The organism is Actinobacillus genomosp. 1, assembly GCF_029774175.1.
GTDB lineage: Bacteria > Pseudomonadota > Gammaproteobacteria > Enterobacterales > Pasteurellaceae > Actinobacillus.
On the sequence record NZ_CP103834.1, the window covers coordinates 901,159 to 925,327 of the forward strand.

Genomic DNA, 24,169 nt, shown 5'->3' on the forward strand with positions numbered 1-24,169 from the left:
AGCTTAATAATAGGTAGTCTTATTTATTATAGCTAGATATTGCCTAGCTATAATAAAAGTTTCATTGTAAATTAAATAACTCAAACCATTAGGGGAATCCCCTAATGGTTTGAGTTGAGATTGTAAGTAGAGATATTATAAGGAATTTGAGTTATTGGGAGTAATTGAGAATTTTGATAGGTAGGCTTATGGTTTATATATGTTTTGAAACTAAGCTAAAGAGATTTAGTCTCAATATATTTTCAGCTTCTGAAATATTCATTCCCCACATACCTGCCAATATTGGAATGCTAATATTGGCATTCCAAGGAAATAAAGCTTGTGTTTTTATATTCCCAAAAGGTCCATCGGTTTCAATTAATATTTTTTCTATTGGCATAAGTTGAGCCAACTCATACCCCTTTTTGCTACTTAACATTGCAGGTCCTACAGAAAAATAGCAACCCATTTCAATCGCTCGTTTTAGCTGTTGTTTTGTGCCTGAAAACCAATGAAGGATTGGCAAATTATCATTCACTTGACTTAATTCATCTAGCACAGTATTTGCACTCATTCTAGAATGTATACTTAATATTTTTCCGCCAGATTTTGCTGAGCTTCTTAAAATATGGCGAAAAACCTTTAGCTGGGTTTCCCAATGCATTTTAAACTCTTTTCCTCCATCCAAGCCTATCTCCCCCACATAGCGAGTTTGATTTAATAATGCATCAAACAATTCCAATTCTTGCCAACGTTCGTGAGCCAATTGGGGATGTAATCCCAAGGCAGTGCGAATACGAGGACAATCTTTTGCCAATAAATTTGTTCCATACCACGCTTTTGGTGTGGTTGTAACAGATAATATGTAGAGGTTTTCATCCTGACATCGTTTTACGACATATCGTGGATCAGGATATAAATCCAAATGGCAATGCATATCCATCATAATATTCGGTTCGCTATTAAAAGTTGTTCCACTTCATTCAATCCATTCATAAAAACATCAGCAAACTGATTTAAGTGTTGAATAGGCAATGAACCACTTTGTAAAACCCATTGATTCATATTACGATGACTTTTTTGATGAATAGCACTTATTAAAGCAAATAAATCATCTCTTCTATCTTGATAAGCCAAGATTTGCTGAATGGTATTGAATTCATATTGAGCATCATTGGTAATTCCAGCATAATGCAATGATGCTCTACGAATCAGGCAGGGTACGCAAACCCCACATTGCTGATTTTTACGTTTCCAATGGCTACATGAAACGGTATCAGGAATAATTTGATGTAATAATGGTAAATTTGCACATTCTGCTATCATTTGCCCTTTGGTTTTAAATTGATAAGGATTTTTTAAAGTGCAAGGAATATTGACCGCAGTGAACAATTTTTGTATTTCTTGAATAAAATAAGGGTGTGTGGTACGGGTACTCAAAGTACCGACTCTGCGTGGTGTTAAGGGAGCATTGATAGAAATCACCCCATTTTCAGGCACAAAAACGTCAATTTCTTCTTGTACAATTTCCTGTAACGCATAAGCTGACACAATTGCGAAAGCCAAGAAATTCAAACTTCTGGTTCGCATGGTGATTTCAGTAGTCCCACCATTGTTTAAATGTGGTTGTGCAATAGCATTAAATTGGGAAAATTGATTAATATAATCACTTTGTTTAAGTTTCTGAATAATAGCTTGCTGACGTGATTTATCACCTTTATAAGAATGACTAACTAAAATGGGAGAATGTCCCTTCTCCAATAAATCAATCGCTCCAATTGCCGAATCCAAACCTCCTGAAAATAAACACACACTGTCTTTATTTCTTAAATCCAGTAATTTGGTTCTACCATTTAATTTATAAGGTTCTGGCGGCAATTGCCCGCCTGCTTGAAAATCAAATTGCCAAATATCACCACTTAAAAAGTGTAAAATATGTTCTAAATGGGTTTTGTTTGTGTGCCAAATATCAGGTTGGCATAAAGGCAAAGTAATAGAAAAAGAACGACACCAACCATTTGCGGTATTTTTTCGCAAAACAAAAGTATCTGCTGCCGTTACTGCCATAGCAATGGTAAGAAAATCCATGGTTTGATTATTGAGTTCAACACCCAATCTTCTTACGCTATCCAAAACTTTATTACCTATATGAGCAATTTGTAGATTTCTATCACCCATTCCATACAGTCGAACAGGTACTACACCATTTGGTAGTTTTTTTAATTGTTCAATATCGTGATGAAAAACCAATTGAGCCATCAATAATTCTCCCACTCTTCCAAAATTTCGACAATAGCTTGATTTTGAATTTCTTGCATTTGTTCGGTTGTTAACTGACAAACATTATCTGTAAATTTAGGCGCGAGCTTAATATCCACTACTTCACGAATTAATTGCCTTAAATCATTTTCAACATTGGAAATTTGAATAAGATTATCGGCTTTATTCCACGCCTTGCCAGCATCGTGTGCAATTTGTAGGAAAATACTTTCAGTTAAATAACAAATCATCATTTTACCGATGACTTCAATGGTAACGCTATTTTCATCAAATGTTGTCATTCCTTCCAATGCTTCTGATAAAGCAATATTCATTGCATAACGAATTTTGTCTGAATCTCCGTGATGACCCGCCAAAAGTTCGGTAATTTGGTTGATGACTGCATCGCAAGGCTGACCATTTAAACTGTGTAAATTAACCAAATATTGTTGCTGCTGGCTACCTGAAAAAATACCAAATAAGCCAGCACCGGCTTGGGTGATTTTTCCTGATTTTTGTACAGCAATATGCTTACCGCCACTGGCTTTTCGGGCATAATGACCGAGTGCTTTACGCACTTCCTCACGCCCACCACCTCTCACAGCCCTACCGATTGCTTGACGCAATCCTTTTGTTCTTTGTGGGTCTGGTGTCTGTGGTTGTGTTTGACTACCATCAACCCAAGAAGGTAATAGAGGAGAACGACCATTTGGTCCTACGCTAGATTGTGAAGTCCCCATTACTTACTCCTGATACCAAGTTTCACTTTTTAATCTTCTCTCAAACCACGGATAATTAACACCCTTATTTTTCAATTCAATAATAAAGCGCTTTAAAATTATTGCCCCACTTTCTGAAATTTCTGCCAACAAACAAGCGCCCGTAAAACCATTTGGACTTGCACTCCAATCATCTGCTTTTCTTAATTGCTCGATTAAGGCTTCCATAACAGAGATTTGTTCATCTATTGTTAATTGCTGAATGGCATTTTTGGTATTTTGTGATCCTGCTCTTGATGTGGTTTTAAGCAAAATACTTAAAGCATCTTGGGCTTTTTGAGAAAGTTGAGCGGTATAAGTACTTAGTGGTATGGTTTCTCTGGATAAATAAATTGCTGCTCGCAAATCAACATCAGATAATTTGGGCTCTAATTTTACCCACTCTTTGATAAATTCTTGAATGGGTTTATTTTCAGAGAGTGTTGATAAGCTTTGCTCATTGCTATGTTCTAACTCCTTTAATAGTTTGGGTTTGCCATCTTCTTTATTGATAAGTTGATAAAATTTTGTTACTACATCAGAATCTACACATCGCTCAAAAATCACCAATTTGGTAATAATCGCTTCATTTAATGGCATTTGACGCTTATCTGAGATTTTGGCACGCATTTTAATGGTGTTTAAAATGCGTTTCACAATTCTGGGATTGCCGTGAATATTAGGCGAATTTGCTAATAAGGGAGCTATTCTATTTGCTCGTTCAAAATCTGCCAATAAATTGTGATTCTTTTGTTCATCAATTTCACTAGTTACCTGCTCTGGTTTTAAAGACTGATTTTGCCAAGATTGTTGCAAATGGTTTTCTAAAAATTGGCGTAAATTTGCGAGTTTTTCGGTGGATAATTTTTGATGAATGGCGTATAGCATATACAAATATGCACGAATTTCAAGCACACCTGCTTTGGGTACACGAATGGGGATTTGAATTAATTTGTCCAAGTAATCAATTTGATGACGATATGACAAATCTTTATAATGCTCTGCAACAGAATGGCGAATCATCTCCTCATCAGCCGCAATAATAAAAGCAGTACGATTTAAGAATAAAAATAAACGAATCGCCTCCAATGTTTGAATAGCATTAGCAGGCAGGCAACGGTCAAGATTATCAATCACAATAACTAGCTTTTTGCCTAAATCCTGTAATATTTCGCCATATTCTTTTCTAAATGCATCAATTTGCTGTGGTGGTGTTTGTTTTTCTTTGGATTTAATCAGATTTCTGCCTGAATCAACAATTTCTTTTCCTACCTCCACAACTTGTTTGCTTTCTGCTTTATCCTGAATACCATCCAATGAATTTTGGGCTGTTTCAAATGTTCTGGAAATTAAACCAAAAGTTGGTATTCCTGCTACTAAAGCAGCCCCGTCAGCCATTAAACCAAACAAACGCAATCCATCAATTCTTGCAAATAAATTTTTAGATTTTTTCCAAATGGTTTCGTCATCTTTGGCAGCCTGAATCAAATGACTAGCAATCACTTCTAAAAGTGCTGCCCTGGCATCGTCGAATCCTTGATAAAGCCAAGCATCAAATTTAATCACAATCCACTCATCGGGCTTGATTTGTTGCTCAATTAAATTTAACAAAGAGGACTTACCTGCTCCCCAGTTACCAAAAATACCTATTGAAACTGGTAACATAGCCTCAGTTTCCAATATTTCAGTAACAATTTGGGATACCTCACCAAAATTAAGATAGTCTTCTTTAGACTCAGTATCTGACCACATTAAATCACCCTGATTTATAAAAATATAGACCTTTATAATACTAACACATTTTTGAAGCTCCCGATAACCTGAGTATCTCCCCGATGGCGCGAGTGTCCCACTCGTGCCAAAGCAAGCGGTTGATTTACCGCTAAAATTTGCAAAATACCTAACATAATTCACCTTTTGTAACTTATATTAAATAGCACTAGCGTGGACGCTAGCGCTATCGGGGGTAAACTCATTACTTAGTCAACTTGACATAAAGTATAGAAAGTATAATTAAAGCAAACATAAAAGCAGATCCATTTTTAATAAAATCATAAAAATCTATATTATTAACATCTCCTGTTACCCATAAAAGAACATACATCATCACGGAGCAGAAAATAGAAATAATAATTTAACCATCTTTATTCCCCTCTAATGCCACCCATAGATTATGTCCTCAACCCCAATATTCACTTCGTAGAATTTTTATGCCATATAGACATGAATATAACAATACATAACATAGGAAAAAACTCCTCAAAAAAATCACTAAATTTTTCTCTAATAGTACCGTCTATAGATAATAATAGATACATAAGAACTGATGCTAAAAAAGCAATAAACATAACTTTGAGAAAAATAACTATCCATTTCATTATTTATTTTCCTCTTTTTTCTCTGCTTTATATTCAATGTATTTATTACCAAATGATGATATAAACTTACCTGTATTCGATGCACCTTTAATATTATTAAACCTACCTTCAATGAAACTTGATATTGTAGATGCTCTAGCTGAATCATTTATAGATATAATAAAGTTCTTATCATCAACAACAATCCCCTTTAATGTATCAGCTCCAACCCCATACATAGGGTTCAGTTTATGTACTAAAGAGCCATAAGTGGAATCAACAAGTAACTTAGTTCCTGAATTCATCAAATTAGGTAAATTGACTTCTTTATTGCCATCTAAGTAATAAAGCGATTCAACCATTACTCCAGTTGTTGCCTCAATACCAAACGCCACCTTATATTCTTTAGGAATAGCATTATTGATATTTGTTAAAGCTTGACTGTTCTGAGTATTTACACCAACTCTAGTTGTAACATCATTTATATAATTACCAGTCGCACGAACATCTTTCCCTAACTCTCCAACTACATACTTAGTTGCATTCCCAAATTCAACAGCTTCTTTAACTGCAGCTTGCCCTACTTTTGCTACACCTGTTGCAATTGGTTTTACTCCAAATACTGCCGATGGAGCACCATAAATCAAATCTGCCGTGTCTTGAGATATACCAGTAAGGTCTGCGAATGCTTGAGAGCCTATCGGAGAATGATATTTGCCTGTGTAAACGGCTTTTATACCTGAAGCAGCTAAATCACTACCATAAGCAGCACCAATAGCACCTATCGGAACTGCGACAATACACCCAGAACCGACAGTACCTGTACAAGCTCCTATTGTGCCTAATGTTGAACCTGTCGCAATAGTTGCCCCACCTGCTGTTTGAACAGCTCCAATTACACGAGTAGTTACTCCATATTTCGTATCAGTCTGATTTAAACTGTCTAAGCGGTTAATCTGCTCACGGATTAAACGTTGCTCGTAAAAACCATCACCAATACGTTTTTGCATTTGGTTCGGTTCGTAACGGAGGGCATTAAACATATAATCAGAACTTAGCTCCTAGATGGCTCGAATGTTTCACTCGTGCCAAAACAAGCGGTTGATTTACCGCTAAAATTTGCAAAATCCTCAACATAATTAACCGATTGTAACTAATAAGTATTTGCTCTCGTCAGGAGATGAGTGCCATCTAGGAAAATACATATTCTATTTATTATTAACATCTTTAGATTTAGTTACCTTTCCTAGCCACAATCCTAATATAACAACTAGAACGGAAGGAAAGATAGGGTCTAGGAAATGATCTATTGTCCAAGGGTTGCTTGTATCTTGCTCAAAAATCAATAAGACTAGAAATTCTAAAAATAAAAAATGCAGATATGAAACAATATAAGCTAGGGTAATGTAGAGTTTTTTCACTTTTTATCTCCCTCATTTCCTGATTTTTCTCCTGATGCTTTTTCTATTTTATTTTCAACATATCCTGAAGCAATATTAGATATAATTTGCTTGAACACCCCATCTTTTCCAGCCATATCCATTAAAGAACCTATAAGCTCTCCAGAACCTACAGATACTACGTTTGCTATTTGCCCTGTTGCAATTTCCTTATCAGATTTATCTTCATTTGCTGCTATCATTCCTTTATAAATCGCATTAACCGATAATTGTTGATCCCAACTTCTTCCAGCTAACCCAAAACCTAAAACATAATTCATCATTGATTTTTCTAGTGTAGCGTCTCCATTATATACATCATATCCGGTGGATACGGAGCCAACCACAAATCCTTCCGCAGCTTTTGGATATTTCCCAGCAAACGTCCCTATTTTTGTCCCTGCTTCTTTGGCAAAAACGAAACCCGTATCAGTAGCACGTCCGACCGTTTTACCAATTTCTTTTCCTATGCCTCCAATTAAATATAATTCAGGGAATATTGGCTCAGCTCTTCCATGTGGTGAGACTACATAGTTGTTGTATTCTCTATTTAATACTTGGCTGTTATTTTGTCGGTTCTGATTTGCCGTTCCGATTATTCCCAACAATTCCCCTGTATATTTATAACTATCTTTGACGCTCAGCCCATTTGCTTGCCCGAGTTCTGAATAATCTTTTGTTCTGATATTCGGTGTAACAAATACATTTTGATAATTTACTTCACCAAACATTTTATTATCTTTATATTGTTTATCTGTCGATTGGAACATATAAACCTTTTCTCCATTTAAAACGACATCAGTACCATCTTTCCACTTGATTGTTTGGTTTTTATATGCTTCATTTTTTAATGTGGCATACGCAATATTCAAACTCTCTTTATAATTTGTTAAATCATAAATTTGAGTGTCTTGAATAATTGCATTAATACCTGTTGTGATAAGCTGGTTTTCCATTTGGTCGTTCATAGCAGAAGCCACTAATCTTAATTGCTGCTCCCAGAACTCCGCAGTATGACCTTTTTCTTTAGCTAATTCCTTAGCTAAATCTTTAATTCGTTGCTCCTCCGTTGGATGCAACTGCCTATTAAACTGCTCCGTCCTTAACGCCATTTGTGCAGATTGTGTAACTTCAGTTGACTCTCCTCCCAAACTTGCCCCAATCAAAGCCCCCAAGCCTGCTGCACTCGCTTGCTGAATTGCATTGCGTTCATCTGCCGTTAAAGCGGTGTTTTCTTGCAGATAATTTGCAATCTCCGTGTTAATATATTCACTGCCCATTGCCGAAAGGGTACTAGCAGCCGTATTACCTCCACCCACTTTTGCAGCAAGATAACCAACTAAACCGTGTAAAGCGACTTTCTGCGGGCTGCCATCTTCCCACCCCATATATTGGGCAAAATCACCTACACGTTTCGCCCCGATTTCTGCCACAATTTGGGTTGCTTCTTGGCGTTCCTGAATTGCATTTAAATCCGCTTTTTCGACCGCTTGATTCGCATTTGCGGTGTCTCGATTTAGGCTTGCCAGTGTTTCTTCTGCTGTTTTACCGGTTTTCTGTTTTTGGGCTTCGCTGTCGGTAATGTTGAGATTGATATTACTGCTTATCGCTGCCTTCGTGTGGCTGCGTTCGCTTTCACTCATATTCCCCAATGCACTTAATGCAGCACCTACTGCCATTGTCGCCATTTGCCCCATATCCGTACTTGCTCCGGCACTTACACTGCTTACCTCAATATCACTGCGGTTTTCAATCGCTTCCGTCGTCAGCGTGCCAGTTGTCATTTGGTGATTCGCTTTATCACCTTGAGCATTAATTATTCCGGCTTTGAGATGGGTGTTTTCTTCCACGTTAATTTGAGAGCTTTCTTGAATGTTAAAGCCCGATTGTTGTGTGACCTGTGCATAGTCCACTTTCGCTTTGTTTTGGCTAAATTGGGCTGATGCACTGCCACCGCTTCCCCAAGCAAAGGAGGCACTTACTCCACCTTGAGTCTGTTTGCTGTCATATTTTTCCGTGTCTTGTACACTTTCAATATGCAGATTTTTGGTATCAAGTTCTAAATAGTTGATATTCGCCACCGCACCTTTGAGTGTGGTGGTCTCTTTGGTTTTGATGCTTAAGCTGTCGCTGTTGATTTCGGTCTGGTTCTGAACATTAGAATCACTGTTGGAATGTCCTTTGCCGACATTCACTGCACCTTCCACGCCAAAGCCGGTGGAGCCTTGCGATTTACCTACAAACACACCCACACTCCAACTGCTGCTTTTGTTATCTGAGCGGTTGGTTTGGGTATCTGTTGTGCCAAGCAGATTGACATTATTGCCTTCAAGCTCGGTACGGGTGGCATTGATTTTTGAACCGGCAATGGTGTTATCGCCCTCTGTGGCTCGAACAATCACTTTACCCGCATCCAACTCACTGCCTTTGTGTGTGGTTTGCTGCGTGTGGCTGGTGGAGACATTTTTACTTGCCCCAACACTAACGGAAATTTTAAAGTCACTATTGCCTGCCGCTTCTGTCACATTGCTTGCGTTCTGAATTTTCTCAATAAGGCTTTGGGCTTTTTTCACCGTCTCATAAGCTTCATTCGCTGCTTTCACTTTTAGCAAGGCTCCTAAACGCTCATCTTTTACCTCACTTGAACGGTTTAAGGCTTGTTTCGCTGCCATTACACCATCGGTCACCGCTGAGCTAAATGCAATGGTTAAACCCGATTGTTTCTGTTCATGGCGTTCTCTTGAGGAAAGGGTATCTTCGCTCGCTCCAATATAGGTCGATTTGCCCTCCACCAAAATCTGTTTGCCTAGCTCTTTAGAAACAATCGCATCCACACCGGCAAGCTGTGCGTGATGACCGGCAGACACCGTGATATTGCCGCTTAAGCTGCCCAAGATGCTGCGGGCTTCGCTGCCTTGCCAGCCTTCCGTTTCCTGCTCATGTTTTTCTGATTTCTTGCCAAAGGTGATACCAATCCCACCGCCGGAAAATACCCCTGACTTGGATTTTTCTCGGATGCTTGTGGTTTTGAAGCGATTAACATCGTTTTGTATCGTCACATTATTGCCACCTGAAATCACCACATCATTATCGGCTATCGCCTGCAGGTTAGTCGCGGTGACATCGTGTTTGGCAGACAATAAAATATCGCAGGCACTGAGTTTCGTGCCGAGCTGAATCACTTGCTGGTCTGTATCTAATGAGGTTTTCGTTGAACGACCTAATGCACTGCCGCTTTTTATGCGGTGGTATTCGGCATAATCGGTTGAACGAGTTGCGCTGCCCAGCACAATATCATTTTCCGCCATTAGAGCTAAACGTGCTTTTGCGTCAAAATCTGCCCCTTGACTGTAAATGTATTTTGCAGAGAGTGTGACATCTCCATTCCCTTTAATCCGTAAAATCACAACATCATTGACAGACTCATTGCGATAATGGTTGCCACCGCCCATTTTCTCATCAAAGCCAACCTGTAAAGCGGTCAGATTTAACTGATTTTTTGCAGATAAGTAGATCTTCCCTTGACCGTCATTGATGATGTCTACGCCCGATATTTCTATATTATTTGCATTAATCTGTAATGCGCCCTCTTTGTTCTTAACGTGCAGTAATCCTTTACGGGCAACTCTTGTAAATTGTTTTTGACTCCAATTTAATTCTTTTGCCGCTAATGATAATCTTCTATGCTCCCGAATTATTCTTTACTTCCAGCATACTCTTCCATTTTTGCGAAAAATTCTTTATATGCCGGATCACTACCCTTAAAATCTTTTAACCCTTCTAATAAATAATCTTGCCCATTAAAATAGTGAACATCACCACCATTTTTTAACATCAATTCCAATAAATCTAGTCTTTCAGGATAACGAATACACATTCTCAATGGTATTAAATTATCTTGATTTGGAATATTCGGATCTGCCCCCGCATTTAATAATGCTATCGCTGCATCAACATTCTTTGCTCTCATTGCATAATGTAAAGGGGTCATTCCGTAGCAATCTTGGGCATTAACATCTACCCCATGTTTAATGTAAAATTCGACTACAGAAAGAGGAGCTGGTGAATAACTATTTAAGTTACACATATGTAACCAGTTCCATTTTTCTTTTGGTGTGCTATCCGTAATAGTCAGTTCACCTTTTACGAAAAATGTTTCTTGTAATAGATCGAGATCGCCATCTGAGTTTGCTGCAATAACTCTTAATTCAGGATCTTGATCATATAATTCTTGATAACGTTCTAATGTCTGCTGACGTTCTTTATTCTTATCTCTCATCTTACTTTCCTATTTGTTGGAATTTTTTCATGTCATCTATTATTGATTTAATATTATCTCTACCCGGCATCTCATTCTTATGGCTACGATTTTCAGACATATTTTCCAATCTAAACCTCTCCGGTCTTGCATTAACATAATCATTAAATTGTTTTTGACTCCAATTTAATTCTTTTGCCGCTAATGATAATCTTCTATGCTCCCAACCATAAGCATGACCTATATCTATAGGACCTTTGATTATATTTCCATCTAAATCTCGATAATTACCATTTGGCAATTTTTCATAATTAGCATAAATTTTCTGTAACGTTTCCGAGCGTAAATAAGCTCGGTTATATAGCCCATCTACCGGATTATCTGTCGATAAATAGCGTCCCGTTTCGGCATCAATTTGCTGAGACAAACGGTTAAAATGTGGATCTACCCCGGCTTGATGGTTCGGCGTTTCAAAGCGATTGAGATCTTTTTGAACCACTGTCACCACTTTCCCGTCTTTCGGGTCTGTGAATTGATAAGCTTTATAGCCATCAATATTTTTAACCTGTTTGGCATCATTCGGTAAAGCGTGCCAACAATCATTATGCACCCATACCCCTTCATTATCGGCATTTGTACCTCTAATAAAGTAAGTATGATCTTTCTCTACCGTCATATTGTAGGCTTTTAATCTTTCCTGTTTGATTTTTACCTTAGTGACAGTCTGCCACTCACCACTTTCAGCAAGTAAGCGATAGCCTTTTTGCAGATGTTGAGCATCAACCCACTGAGCTTTTGCTATCTCTCCGTTGTAAGAATGCCCCTCCGAAGAAATCGGCACTCTGCCCGATAATACTTGTGTAAAGAACGGGTGGATTTTGTTTGACACAATGGTGTGGTATTTTCCTTTGCTGTCTGCGACTTCTACATACACCGTATAATCGTATGGATTACTGTAATGAGCTTGGACTTTCTGATAGGTGGTTATACCGGTGCGTTCATTTTTCGCCAGCACCTTATCGCCCACTTTAATGCTGGAAATCTGTCGATAACCTTTATCAGTTTTGACTTCCATATCACCGTGGAATGAGCAAGTGCCTAAACCAGCGCTCGATCTGGTCTTAGGAATCGCAATTTCTTTACCTGATTTGGTGACTATTTTCGCCGTTGTCCCTACACCTGTTTTAACAATAGCACCAGCACCGGTTAATGCTGTCACCACATCAGTCATCATATTGCCAAACTCTTTTCCGGCATTAAAAGAACCTACAGCCCCCGCTTGTTCATAGTAAACCTGCATTTTATCGAGTTTAACTAAATACTCTTGTTTAGTCATATTAGCAATATAGGAGAGCGTATCTTCTCTTGCGATCAATTCTTTCATCGCCACAATAGTTTCTATTGGGCTTGAGAACATGGAGATCAATCCATCAACGCTCTCAGCGAGATTCTCAGGAACACCAGCAACGGCGCCTGATACAAAACTAACATCTTGCCCAATATCAACTAATCCCCAATATAATCGAACTTGGTCTTCACAGCGGGCATCACCATGGCAGGATTTTAATTCTTGTGAGCGTTTCTGCTCTTGCCAGTTCGAGAGGTAGTTATTCTCCACCGCCCGTTTGCCAATCTCAGCCCCAGCCACAAAACTGCCTGTGCTGTCGCCCACCAAACCGCCGCTTAAACCAGCTGCAATTTGGCTTAAATTCGCCACGTTTTGTTTTTGGCTGTCGCTTAAATTGGTTGGATTGTCCACGCCGTAAAGAGTTTGCATAATCAGTGGAGCTGCTGCTTCTGCCGTTAACACTTCATCATTTACATTCAGATAAATTCATTTCATATTCTAAAATGATACTTTTCTCTTCTTTTGTTAATCTAACTCCTCTTGATTTATTGCAGTAAGCAATATTTGATGATGGAACATATTTGAATTCTGTAGAATTCAAAAAATTTATCAAATCGCTCTCTTTAAAATCTTTATCAATGTCAATTTCAAAAGTAAAAGTCCCTCCAATCCTACCACTCAAAATTTTATATTCTGTATTTGATTTTTTGATGATCCTTACTAGTGCATTATAAAATCTAGTATTTTCTTCTCTAGACTTAATATTTTTTTGTAACGAACCACTAACTATAGAATATATGCCAAGTGATATGATTCCCCCAAAAACAATAAAAATATGTTTTTTTTTCATATCAATCTCCAATTTTTATTGTTTTTTCTTCAGAAATACTGCCTGAAGTGCCTTGTATATTACCTTTCAATCCCATACCAATACCAACTTCTATCGTTTTATACACTTTGTCTTTAGGGTTAGTAGATACCGTCTGACCATAACCTACACAGGCATAATAACATCCTGTGGCACTTACACTCGTACCTGAAATCACATTATTTGATAAACTATCACCTGTTATCCTTTCAGCACGTGTATTTTTGATATCTGTTTGCTCTAAATTTACAACCCAACCAAAGCTGGCTGCAGCACCTATACCCCTATTAGGAAGGACAAGAGGGGAGAAATTCCCACTCAAGAAAACATCCCCATTTCTTAAATTGATAATCCCTTTAACTCCGACAACATAAAGTTCTCCACCGATAGTTATATAATGAGGAGCATATTTATCAGTAACATCTACAACTTCTTCAATAGCCTTCTCTGTAACTTTTTTCTCTACTGCTTTCTTAACTTTTTCTCCTTCTGCTAAACCTTGCCAATCAGCTTGTGGATTATTGAGTATTGTCCCAAATAAATTATTCTCCACCGCCCGTTTACCAATCTCTGCCCCTACAATACCACTCGCCGTACTATCTCCCGTAAGACCTCCTGCCAGTCCTGCCGCAATTTGGCTCAAGTTCGCCACATTCTGTTTTTGGCTGTCTGTCAGGCTTTCAGGCTCGTCTGTCTTGTAAAGCACTTTCATAATTTCAGGGGCGGCTGCTTCTGCCGTTAATGCACCCAACGCTCCCGCTGCCACATTATTGCCTGTAACATGAGCTTCCACTGCACCTAATACCGCGTGAGCGATTAAGTTGGCTTCTTTATTGAGTGTACCATCTGCATTGGTGGTTTGTTCTTTTATGAGCTTATTCAGATACGGCGAAACTGCCCCCACCGCTGCACTTTCTACACTGCCTGTCGCCAAGCCTTGAAGTGCCGCTGTCGCTGCTCTGATACCCATTTGTAAGTTGCTACCCAAGCCATATTCCGCCTCTATTGCTTTCGCTTGAGCCTTTAATGCCATTGCTTTAACAGGGTTCTCTTGCTCAATTGCTTCCGCTTCTTGGCGTTTCTCATTCGCTTCTTTTAGGTGGCTCTCCACAAGATGATTGATTGCCGATTGCGATAGTTCGCCTATCACTTGTGCCATCTCTTGTCGCTCTTGAATGGCAGCTAAATCCGCTTTTTCGACCGCTTGATTGGCGTTTGTGGTGTCTCGGTTTAGGCTTTGGAGTGTCTCTTCCACTGTTTTGCCGGTGAGAGCTTTTTGTTTCTCGTTGTCGGTAATCGTGAGATTGATGTTATCGCTTATCGCTGCCTTGGTTTGGCTGCGTTCGCTTTCACTCATATTCCCCAATGCACTTAATGCAGCACCTACTGCCATTGTCGCCATTTGCCCCATATCCGTACTTGCTCCGGCACTTACACTGCTTACCTCAATATCACTGCGGTTTTCAATCGCTTCCGTCGTCAGCGTGCCAGTTGTCATTTGGTGATTCGCTTTATCACCTTGAGCATTAATTATTCCGGCTTTGAGATGGGTGTTTTCTTCCACGTTAATTTGAGAGCTTTCTTGAATGTTAAAGCCCGATTGTTGTGTGACCTGTGCATAGTCCACTTTCGCTTTGTTTTGGCTAAATTGGGCTGATGCACTGCCACCGCTTCCCCAAGCAAAGGAGGCACTTACTCCACCTTGAGTCTGTTTGCTGTCATATTTTTCCGTGTCTTGTACACTTTCAATATGCAGATTTTTGGTATCAAGTTCTAAATGGTTGATATTCGCCACCGCACCTTTGAGTGTGGTGGTCTCTTTGGTTTTGATGCTTAAGCTGTCGCTGTTGATTTCGGTCTGGTTCTGAACATTAGAATCACTGTTGGAATGTCCTTTGCCGACATTCACTGCACCTTCCACACCAAAACCGGTGGAGCCTTGCGATTTACCTACAAACACACCCACACTCCAACTGCTGCTTTTGTTATCTGAGCGGTTGGTTTGGGTATCTGTTGTGCCAAGCAGATTGACATTATTGCCTTCAAGCTCGGTACGGGTGGCATTGATTTTTGAACCGGAAATGGTGTTATCGCCCCCTGTGGCTCGTACAATCACTTTACCCGCATCCAGCTCGCTGCCTTTGTGTGTGGTTTGTTGCGTGTGGCTGGTGGAAACAGATTTGCTTGAGCCAATACTGACTGAAATTTTTGCATCGCTATTGGCCAGTTTTTCTGCGGTGTCACCATTCGATTTCAGAGCATCGATAACTTTTTTCGCTTTCTGCACCGTATCATAGGCTTCATTCGCTGCTTTCACTTTCAGCAAGGCTCCTAAACGTTCATCTTTTACCTCATCTGAACGGTCTAAGGCTTGTTTCGCTGCCATCACGCCATCAGTTACCGCTGAACTAAACGCAATGGTTAAGCCCGATTGTTTCTGCTCGTGGCGCTCTTTTGAGGAAAGGGTATCTTCGCTGGCACCAATATAGGTTGATTTACCTTCCACCAAAATCTGTTTGCCCAACTCTTTAGAAGCAATGGCATCCACACCGGCAAGCTGTGCGTGATGACCGGCAGACACCGTGATATTGCCGCTTAAGCTGCCCAAGGTGCTACGGGCTTCACTGCCTTCCCAGCCTTCTGCTTCGTGCTCGTGTTTTGCCGATTGTTTGCCGAAGGTGATACCAATCCCACCGCCGGAAAATACCCCTGACTTGGATTTTTCTCGGATGCTTGTGGTTTTGAAGCGATTAACATCGTTTTGTATCGTCACATTATTGCCACCTGAAATCACCACATCATTATCGGCTATCGCTTGCAGGTTAGTCGCGGTGACATCGTGTTTGGCAGACAATAAAATATCGCTGGCACTGAGTTTCGTGCCGAGCTGAATCACTTGCTGGTCTGTATCTAATGAGGTTTTCGTTGAACGACCTAATGCACTGCCGCTTTTTATGCGGTGGTATTCGGCATAATCGGTTGAACGAGTTGCGCTGCCCAGTACAATATCATTCTCTGCAATCAATTCTAAACGGGCTTTGGCGTCGAAATCTGCTCCTTGGCTGTAAATGTCTTTTGCAGAGAGTGTGACATCTCCATTCCCTTTAATCCGTGAAATCACAACATCATTGACAGACTCATTGCGATAGTGATTTCCTCCGCCCATCTTTTCATTAAAACCAACCTGTAAAGCGGTCAGATTTAACTGATTTTTTGCAGATAGATAAGTACTGCCTTGTCCGTCATTGATGACATCAGCCCCTGATATATCAATGTTGTTCGCATTAATCTGTAATCTGCCGTCCTTACCTTTAACGTGGAGTAGACCTTTGCGGGCAATTGTCGTATCTGTACGTTCGTAGTCTACCTCTCTCACTTCTGTCGTATGGGTGGTACTACGGTGCGTAAAGTTACCGGCTACATTTAATAAAATGGCTCGGTCTGCTTCAATCGTACCGCCGATGTTTTCCACATCGCCGCTCAGGTTGCCCACAATCGCACCACCGGTTATTTTGCCTGTGTTGCGGATGCTTTCGCTGTCAAACTGTACCAACTCTCGGCCGGTAACGGTGCCGTTGTTGATAAACTCACCGCCTTTGTGGGTCACTTTATTACCGGAGAGTAGGGTACCATTGCCGGTAATATCGCCTTTTTTCGCCATGGCATATACTTTAGGTACAAGCACCGTTTCGACCTTACCGTTTGGTAGTCGAACAGACTGATTTTCGAACCATACAATATCGGTGGTCAGTTGAGCCACTTGATTTGGAGTGAGAGCAATACCCGGGCGTAAATTGAATTTTTGGGCGAAAGTTAGCCCCGCATCCATTAAGCTGCGGTATTGAGAGTCAAAGTCTGTGTAGTTACCCACGAATTGTCTACCGGTTAAGCGGTTAATCTGCTCACGGATTAAACGTTGCTCGTAAAAACCATCACCAATACGTTTTTGCATTTGGTTCGGTTCGTAACGGAGGGCATTAAACATATAATCAGAACTTAGCCAACGTTTTTGGTTAGTGAAATCCGGATCAGTTTCAATGAGCACCTGACTATTCGGGTTCGCATTGACTCGATATAAAACATTTTGTGGGATCGCAAGGTCTGGCTGAATACTACGGACTTCTGTTTCATTGCCCAATTCAATTCGAGATAATTGACGTACTGGGGTGAAGTTATTTGTCACCCCTTGTGAAGAGACCGTTTGCCCCTTACCTTGCCAATGTTCCAGTTGTGTTTTATCTGACGTATTGAGTCCGATAAATTGGGCATTATCATCGCCGTTTAAACTACCTAAATTTTGATCACCTTGTGCAGAAAACTGATTATCCTGTATGTTAAGCGAGCTTAAAGATAAATTGTGTGCAGTCCCTTCTTTATGGCTATCCGAGGTTAATTTCTTATCATCATAATTTACCTTTTCATCAACACGGAAAAGTTTCATATCAAATGGCGTTTCAATGATACGAGTATAAGGGCCGTGGTTTTCCCATTTTCGCTGGAAATATCGCTTAAACCCTCCACGCCATTTATCAAAGGTAAATACTTTGTCGCCGGTATCGGTAATACGGTGCAGACCTTCTTCATCAATATTGTGAATTTGATCTTTTAAAGCGATGTTTTGCCCTGCGATCACAATACTTTTATCATTAGTAAATGAGCGACTATCAAAATCAATATTACCCCCCGCTAGAATTTGACCAGCAACTGTTCTCGTGACTTTGCTTTCATCTACTCGATGATTATTGATATGTAATCGCCAAAAATCACGGTAATATTTATCTGCTAAATCACCGAGTCTATTACGATTATGCTTTTCTATTCCGGCATCCACTTTATTGATGCTGTCTGCATTGTCTCTTTCCCAATCTTCTAAAGGTTTGATGTGCTCTACATAATAGTCCCATTTAACTTTTTGAGCCAGATAACGTTCACTACCTAACAATATAAACGGTCTAGAAGGTCTTTTAAATGTACCATCTTCATCAAACCATTCACTTTCAACAAACCAAGGTTGCTCGGTTAAATCATCAAATGGAAATTTTGGTTGTGGAGTGGACGGGGGCGTTGCACCAAAATATGCCCAAATAGGACTGTCAGCCCCATATTGTCCTGCTGAGGTATAAGTACAACTTTCTTTTCCATTGATATAATCACAATTTACTTCATTACGAATCGCTAATGGCGTATCTGGGGTGATCACATCTCCTGCTTTTAAAACAGCAGGTTCGGCACCATCATTTTTATAAACTAATTGACCAGCTCGACTCCAGCCTGCCCAACGCAGTAATTTCATTGGAATATGTGGGTCATTTTCGTTAATACTGGATTTATCACCATTTAATTCATTAGTAAAATCAGTTTTTAAATTGCCACGTTCATTACGCCCCATAGGAACAATATAGGTTTCACTAACAGGGCGACTGTCTAATTTCGTTATATCTGTCGGTGCCATGCCAGTTTTAACATGTTCAACCTCAAAATGTGTATTGTTATTCTGAATTTGATTGATATTAAGCCCAATATTCCTTTCCGCTTCAATTACACTACTATTATTGCGTAAAGTTTCAGCCTGGCCTGCTGCTTGGTTATCCGAATTTAATGTACGACCAAATCGCATATCTCCAGCACTAAACAGAATAGCTCCAATTTGGTTATCTGCTAAATAATGCTCCGTATTATTTTCAATTTCCCTTGCTGCAATATCTAAATCACCGCGAGCAGCAACGACCGCAGATTTAATGTTTCCACTGTCATAATTTTTATCGCTGTTTTCAATGCGATCGGCTTGGAGGGCAATATGATCACCGTAAATTCGTCCTTCTCCGGTATTCACAATACTTCCACCAGCTTTAATGACGGTCTCAGCATTGTCCAATGGGCTAATGCTATTGATTAAGCCTTCATTGTGAACATCACCTTTGGCTGTTAGTTGGGTATTGGCACTACTTATACGACCACTAAGCTGGTTGGTAATGTGGTTAGCATTGAGCGTAACACTATCATCTGCATACAGTTGATGTTGGTTGACTAAGTTTCCTGCTGTGGTAATGGAAAGTGTATTATTGGCGTGAATAGCATTACCAGTAATGAAATCTTGCTGTTGTGTTAATTCAATATCCCGCCCTTCAATATGACCATCCGTAGTGATCTCATTTGCAGAAATCGATAATTTTCCAGCCGCTTGCAATTGACCCTGTTGGTTATCCAGTCTGAGATCTTTCCCTTCAATATGAACGGCATTATCACCAGTGATTCCACCTTGACGGTTATCAATCTGCTGGCTGATTTTTAATTCACTTTGTGCACGGCTATGTATTTTTCCCTGCTTATTATTCAGCATTTGAGCAGTCACAGTTAATGTTGTCGATAAAATACCTTGAGTCATCTTCTCGGCAGACGAAGTCGTGTGGCTATTATTGAGATGAGCCGTGCTAATGTTTAGGACATTTCCACTTTCAATCAACGAGCCGGTTTCATTGACTTTTTGGTTGTTAATCTCTGAGGTTGCATTTAAGATAAGAGAGTGTTGAGTTCGAATTTCGCCACCACGATTATCTAGTTCATTCGTTTGTAGGCGGATATCGCCCAATCCATGAATTTTGCCACCTTGTTGATTATCTATTTGTGATGTTGCTTGAATATTAGCCAAGTTTTTAGCATAGAGTGTACCTTGATGATTAGTCAGCGTATTACTTTTCAACATCAAATTATCTTGGCTGATCACTTTACCTTGTTGGTTATCCAATCCTTGTTGTAGATTGAGTGTAAGTGTATCTTGTTTGTTATAAACTACACCCTGTTGATTATTCAGATCTTTGGTATGAATAGTTGATGATTGTGCAGCGGTAATATAGCCTTGGGTATTGTCTATTGCTTCTGTTGAGGTAAGGGCTACAGTGCCATCAATAGCACGAATTTGCCCTTCACGGTTATTGACGGAAGTTGCAGTGACATCAAGTTGTTTATCCGTTTTCAGTTGACCAAATTGGTTGTTAATGTTACCGCTAACTTGAATATCGAGTAAATCGCTACCTTGTATCACACCGGCTTGATTTTCTATCGCAGCCGAGGTGATCTGTGTTTGCAACCCGCTCACTCTACCATTGTTGTTATGAAGAGATTGGTTAATTGAGAGAACTTGATTAGCAATCGAAGAAATTGTGCCTGTTTCATTCTCGATGGTTTTGGCATTGATGGTTTGATTTTGTTGGCTTAATACATAGCCTTGTTGATTCAAAAATTGCTGGGTAGTTACCACCAACTGCCCAAGAGAAACAATCCCCAGTTGTTGAGATTCTTCGGCATCGTTCTTCTGAGTTTGTTGATTATTAAGATTACCTTGGTGGGTATTAATTAGCATGCCTTGACGGCTTTGAACTAAACCACGTAAGTTATTCAACTCACCACTATTAAGAGTCAGCGTTGAGCCTGCACTGATTTTCCCTTGCTCATTAGTGACTGCCTGAGTTTGTGCATTGATATCAAGATGCCCTTCTTCGGCAATGATGACCCCATTGCGATTATTCAGCTCATGGCTATGAATAGTTGCACTATTGTGTGCAACTATCTCACTTTGTTGATTATCTACTTGGCCGGATACGATCATCGTGAGATTTTTAGCTTGCAGTAGGCTTTGCTGTGTCGAGCGAATATTGCCATTAGCATTCAAATTTAGAGCTTCTGATGCAATAATTTTTCCCTGCTGTTGTTCAAGCTCAGTGAATTTCGCATCAATAGCGTGAGCCGAAATCGTGCCATTATCATTATCAATACTTGATGTATTTAACTGTAAATCTGCTCCAGAGGTAATCACTCCTTTGTCATTTTGTAAGTTATTATGGTTGGTATTAAGTAAAGCTGTGTGCTGTGCTTGCACTAAACCTTGTTGGTTATTGAAGGCACCACTATTGATATTCAACACCTCACCTGAGACTATTTTACCTCGCTCATTATTGATTTGTTGTGCTTGGCTATTCATAGTCAAATTCCCTTTTTCGGTAAGGAGTAGGCCATCCTGGTTATTTATGGCTTTGCTATGAATAGTCAGATGTTCTGTTGCCGAGATTTCACTTTCGGTATTTGTGAGGGTATTTTTGACATTAAATGTTGCTTTATCGGCGGCAATTACACTATTTTCTGTGGACTGTAATATTCCAGTACTAATTTCTAATACACTTGCACCTATTTTTCCAGCACGTTGTGTTATGGAGTCAGATGCTGAAAGTGTCAAGCTTTTACCGCCGTAGATGGTCCCATTACTGTTTTCCACTTGCTCGGCATTGAGCGAAAGTTGCTCTGTACTTTGTAATGCCCCCAAACGGTTAATCAATGAGCCCACTGATATCTCAGATGATTGTGCAGAAATAGTCCCTTGTTGATTTTCAAGGTGACGAGTATTGAGATTAAGTTGCACATGTGAAGTAATGTTGCCTTGTGTATTATTGATCGCTTGTTGAGTATCAATACTTGTATTCCCTGTGATACTTTGAATTGCACCAAGAAGGTTATTTAATCTTTGACTTCGAATGGTTAACTCACCAAGAGTATTTAAACGGCTCTGCTGATTACTAAATGTATCAGCAATTTGAATGTTTGCAGTACCTGCCGCAATTAAACTGTTTTGCTCGCTGTTTAAACGTGTTGCATTGATAGAGAGAGTATCGGCACCTAGTTGTCCCGCAATTTGGTTAATATCCGTTGCTGTGATATTTGCTTTACTTTGAGCAGAAATGATCCCGCCATTATTTTGTATAATAGGCGTAGTTATCTCTAATGTATTCAGAGATTTTATTAAGCCTTTGTGATTATTCAGTTCAGTGGCTAGAAGTATTTGACCACTGCGACTGGCCAAATAGCCGTGCTGGTTCTCTAATTTACCTGTATTTAAGTCTAATTTGCCGAGAGTCACAATACCAGTTTCATTAGATAGCGTATTATGATTAATCAGTGCTTGGCCGTGAGTATTGATGCGAATATCATCTTCACTTTGAATTGCTCCTTGCGAATTATCCAATTCACCACTATTAATTGTTAGTGTTGCAGTAGAACGAATTTTACCCTGTGAAGAATCTACTTTTCCAAGCCCTGCCTCAATGACTAATTTACGTCCAGAAATTAACTGACCTTGTCGATTATCCACTCCCTGGGAATGAATAGTTAAATCACCTTGTGTTTTAAAGGTACCGCCTTGGTTTTTGAGTAGATCATTGACAGAGAGTTTCAGCTCATCCGTGCCCGTCTGTTCCCAAACTGCATTTTGTGTATTGAGCGAACCTTGATGAGAAGTGATTTTTTCTGCTTTAAGGTAGCTTTGTTGCGTTTGGAGTTCGGTTGGTGTACTTAATGATAGGGTTTTATCTGCAATCAACGTTGCATTATTCGCTTGAATGTGACCTTGATGAGCTGTCGCATTCACAGAGTAAGCTGAGGTATGGCTATTATCAAGATCGATTTCTGAACCTTGAACATTGATCTTACCTGAAGCAATATTTTTTCCCTGTAAGGCTGCTTTTGTCGCGGCCGAAACCGTAATATCTTTTCCTTGAGCAGAATGGGGTTCAAGAGAACGCACCTCACCTTGTGCGGTATCTTTGACTTCTACACCGGCTGCAATGAGTGATTGGGTTGAAGCTCTCACTTTAGGTGCTTGATAGGTAATGCTACCTTTAGCGACAGATTCTCCATTCTGGGTAATTTGGGAGGATGCAGTTTTATGGATATGACCATGACGAGCAACAATCGAGCCGTCTTGCTTAATATCAGCGGTACTGTTCAGTTTGATATCGCCTTGTTTATTTTCAATCTTGCCTTTGTTTTCAATCCCGTTACTTGCAGTTAAAGTCACTGGTTTAGCTGCATTAAGTGTACCGGTATTGACAATTCGACCTTGGCTATCAATTTGTAGGGTTTCAGCACTTGCGCCAATATGTCCAGCATTACGAACGCCCACTCCATTTTCCGTGCCGATGAGGTGAATTTTGCCGGAGTACATTCCTCCCAACTCCCCCACATCGATTGCCACTTGGGGTTTAACTTCCCCTGCAAGCGGTTGGTTTGTGTGGATAATTTGCAAATTTTTGTCTGTTTCCGACCGCTTGACAGTGTTTTTACCTGTGATGACTTTAGTCTCTTTCTTCGACCAAATTCCAGCATTCACTTCGGTTTCTCGAGCGATGATTTCGGTGTAATCCACACGGCTATTGTCCAAGCCTTTACCACTGACTTTTACCTTGCCGGCTTCAACCTTGAAATTATCGACTTGACCGTTTTTGATTTCAGGCTTACCTGTTGTAAAAGTCGCTCTACCGGAATTAATAATCCCACAACCTTCACAATGCAATCCGCTTGGGTTGGCAATAATCACATCGGCTTTTTTACCTGCAACTTCCACATAACCTTTCATCACCGAAGGCTTGTTAGAATTAACTTCGTTTAAAATGACTTTCGCTTCACCTCGGGCAAGATAGGGGTTGCCTTGCACCATACCTGCTTGCTGGGTTTGCGTATTGGTACGGCTGTTATTTAAAATCGCTCCTTTTTCGGCGACATCAAATTGGCTGTATTTGTTGTGAGAAAGCCCTTTATCGTTAGGGGTTTGAATATTGACTTGAGGCAATCCATTCGCTGTCTGTAGTACAATCGGTTGCTGATTTTTCGGGGCAGATTTATCCGCTTGAATAATTAAGGTTTCAGCAAGTGCACTATCTGAAAAGGCAACAAAACCCAAGGCACAAAATAGGCTAAAGGTTAAGGGTTTTAATTGTGCCACTACATGAGAAATACTAAAATCATTTCTTTCAGTTGATTTACCTTCCGATTTTGCTAGTTCAGAGACGACAACTAAACGCTGTAAAGTTTTACTGAAAATGACACGAAAACATTGTTTGTTCATACTTAATCCTTA

10 protein-coding genes and 1 pseudogene are annotated in these 24,169 nt (G+C 39.8%); all 11 read right to left on the reverse strand.

Features of this window, described 5'->3' with window-relative positions; all coding sequences use genetic code 11:
- Window positions 1-193: 193 nt before the first annotated feature.
- The gene (qatD, locus tag NYR63_RS04185; protein ID WP_279458326.1) at window positions 194-925 is read right to left on the reverse strand and encodes a Qat anti-phage system TatD family nuclease QatD; all 732 of its coding nucleotides are present in this window, start codon (window positions 923-925) and stop codon (window positions 194-196) included.
- The gene (gene qatC / locus NYR63_RS04190; protein ID WP_279458327.1) at window positions 922-2,238 is read right to left on the reverse strand and encodes a Qat anti-phage system QueC-like protein QatC; all 1,317 of its coding nucleotides are present in this window, start codon (window positions 2,236-2,238) and stop codon (window positions 922-924) included. The genes qatD and qatC overlap by 4 nt, the downstream gene beginning before the upstream one ends.
- Window positions 2,238-2,978, reverse strand: coding sequence for a hypothetical protein (locus tag NYR63_RS04195; protein ID WP_279458328.1), 741 nt, complete (start codon window positions 2,976-2,978; stop codon window positions 2,238-2,240). Before NYR63_RS04195 ends, qatC begins: the two co-directional genes overlap by 1 nt.
- A 3-nt stretch (window positions 2,979-2,981) precedes the next feature.
- Window positions 2,982-4,748, reverse strand: coding sequence for a KAP family P-loop NTPase fold protein (locus NYR63_RS04200; protein ID WP_279458329.1), 1,767 nt, complete (start codon window positions 4,746-4,748; stop codon window positions 2,982-2,984).
- A gap of 32 nt (window positions 4,749-4,780) precedes the next feature.
- The gene (locus NYR63_RS04205) at window positions 4,781-4,903 is read right to left on the reverse strand and encodes a hypothetical protein (RefSeq protein WP_279458330.1); all 123 of its coding nucleotides are present in this window, start codon (window positions 4,901-4,903) and stop codon (window positions 4,781-4,783) included.
- 470 nt (window positions 4,904-5,373) lie between these two features.
- A complete protein-coding gene (locus NYR63_RS04210) occupies window positions 5,374-6,363 on the reverse strand; it encodes a hypothetical protein (RefSeq protein ID WP_279458331.1) in 990 nt (329 codons plus the stop codon).
- 407 nt (window positions 6,364-6,770) lie between these two features.
- Window positions 6,771-10,244, reverse strand: coding sequence for a hemagglutinin repeat-containing protein (locus tag NYR63_RS04215; protein ID WP_279458332.1), 3,474 nt, complete (start codon window positions 10,242-10,244; stop codon window positions 6,771-6,773).
- 242 nt (window positions 10,245-10,486) lie between these two features.
- The gene (locus NYR63_RS04220) at window positions 10,487-11,071 is read right to left on the reverse strand and encodes an ankyrin repeat domain-containing protein (protein WP_279458333.1); all 585 of its coding nucleotides are present in this window, start codon (window positions 11,069-11,071) and stop codon (window positions 10,487-10,489) included.
- Window position 11,072: 1 nt separating this feature from the next.
- Window positions 11,073-12,851 (reverse strand): annotated as a pseudogene (locus tag NYR63_RS04225) (polymorphic toxin-type HINT domain-containing protein); the annotation flags it as partial.
- 13 nt (window positions 12,852-12,864) lie between these two features.
- The gene (locus NYR63_RS04230) at window positions 12,865-13,248 is read right to left on the reverse strand and encodes a hypothetical protein (RefSeq protein WP_279458335.1); all 384 of its coding nucleotides are present in this window, start codon (window positions 13,246-13,248) and stop codon (window positions 12,865-12,867) included.
- Between the two features lies 1 nt (window position 13,249).
- The gene (locus NYR63_RS04235; protein WP_279458336.1) at window positions 13,250-24,157 is read right to left on the reverse strand and encodes a hemagglutinin repeat-containing protein; all 10,908 of its coding nucleotides are present in this window, start codon (window positions 24,155-24,157) and stop codon (window positions 13,250-13,252) included.
- Between the last annotated feature and the right edge of the window lie 12 nt (window positions 24,158-24,169).

Excerpts from the sequence above, each read along its gene's own strand:
- qatD (WP_279458326.1), bottom strand. The coding sequence starts at position 925 with ATGATGGATATGCATTGCCATTTGGATTTATATCCTGATCCACGATAT.
- qatC (WP_279458327.1), bottom strand. The coding sequence starts at position 2,238 with ATGGCTCAATTGGTTTTTCATCACGATATTGAACAATTAAAAAAACTA.
- NYR63_RS04195 (WP_279458328.1), bottom strand. The coding sequence starts at position 2,978 with ATGGGGACTTCACAATCTAGCGTAGGACCAAATGGTCGTTCTCCTCTA.
- NYR63_RS04200 (WP_279458329.1), bottom strand. The coding sequence starts at position 4,748 with ATGTGGTCAGATACTGAGTCTAAAGAAGACTATCTTAATTTTGGTGAG.
- NYR63_RS04205 (WP_279458330.1), bottom strand. The coding sequence starts at position 4,903 with ATGTTAGGTATTTTGCAAATTTTAGCGGTAAATCAACCGCTTGCTTTG.
- NYR63_RS04210 (WP_279458331.1), bottom strand. The coding sequence starts at position 6,363 with ATGCAAAAACGTATTGGTGATGGTTTTTACGAGCAACGTTTAATCCGT.
- NYR63_RS04215 (WP_279458332.1), bottom strand. The coding sequence starts at position 10,244 with ATGGGCGGTGGCAACCATTATCGCAATGAGTCTGTCAATGATGTTGTG.
- NYR63_RS04220 (WP_279458333.1), bottom strand. The coding sequence starts at position 11,071 with ATGAGAGATAAGAATAAAGAACGTCAGCAGACATTAGAACGTTATCAA.
- NYR63_RS04230 (WP_279458335.1), bottom strand. The coding sequence starts at position 13,248 with ATGAAAAAAAAACATATTTTTATTGTTTTTGGGGGAATCATATCACTT.
- NYR63_RS04235 (WP_279458336.1), bottom strand. The coding sequence starts at position 24,157 with ATGAACAAACAATGTTTTCGTGTCATTTTCAGTAAAACTTTACAGCGT.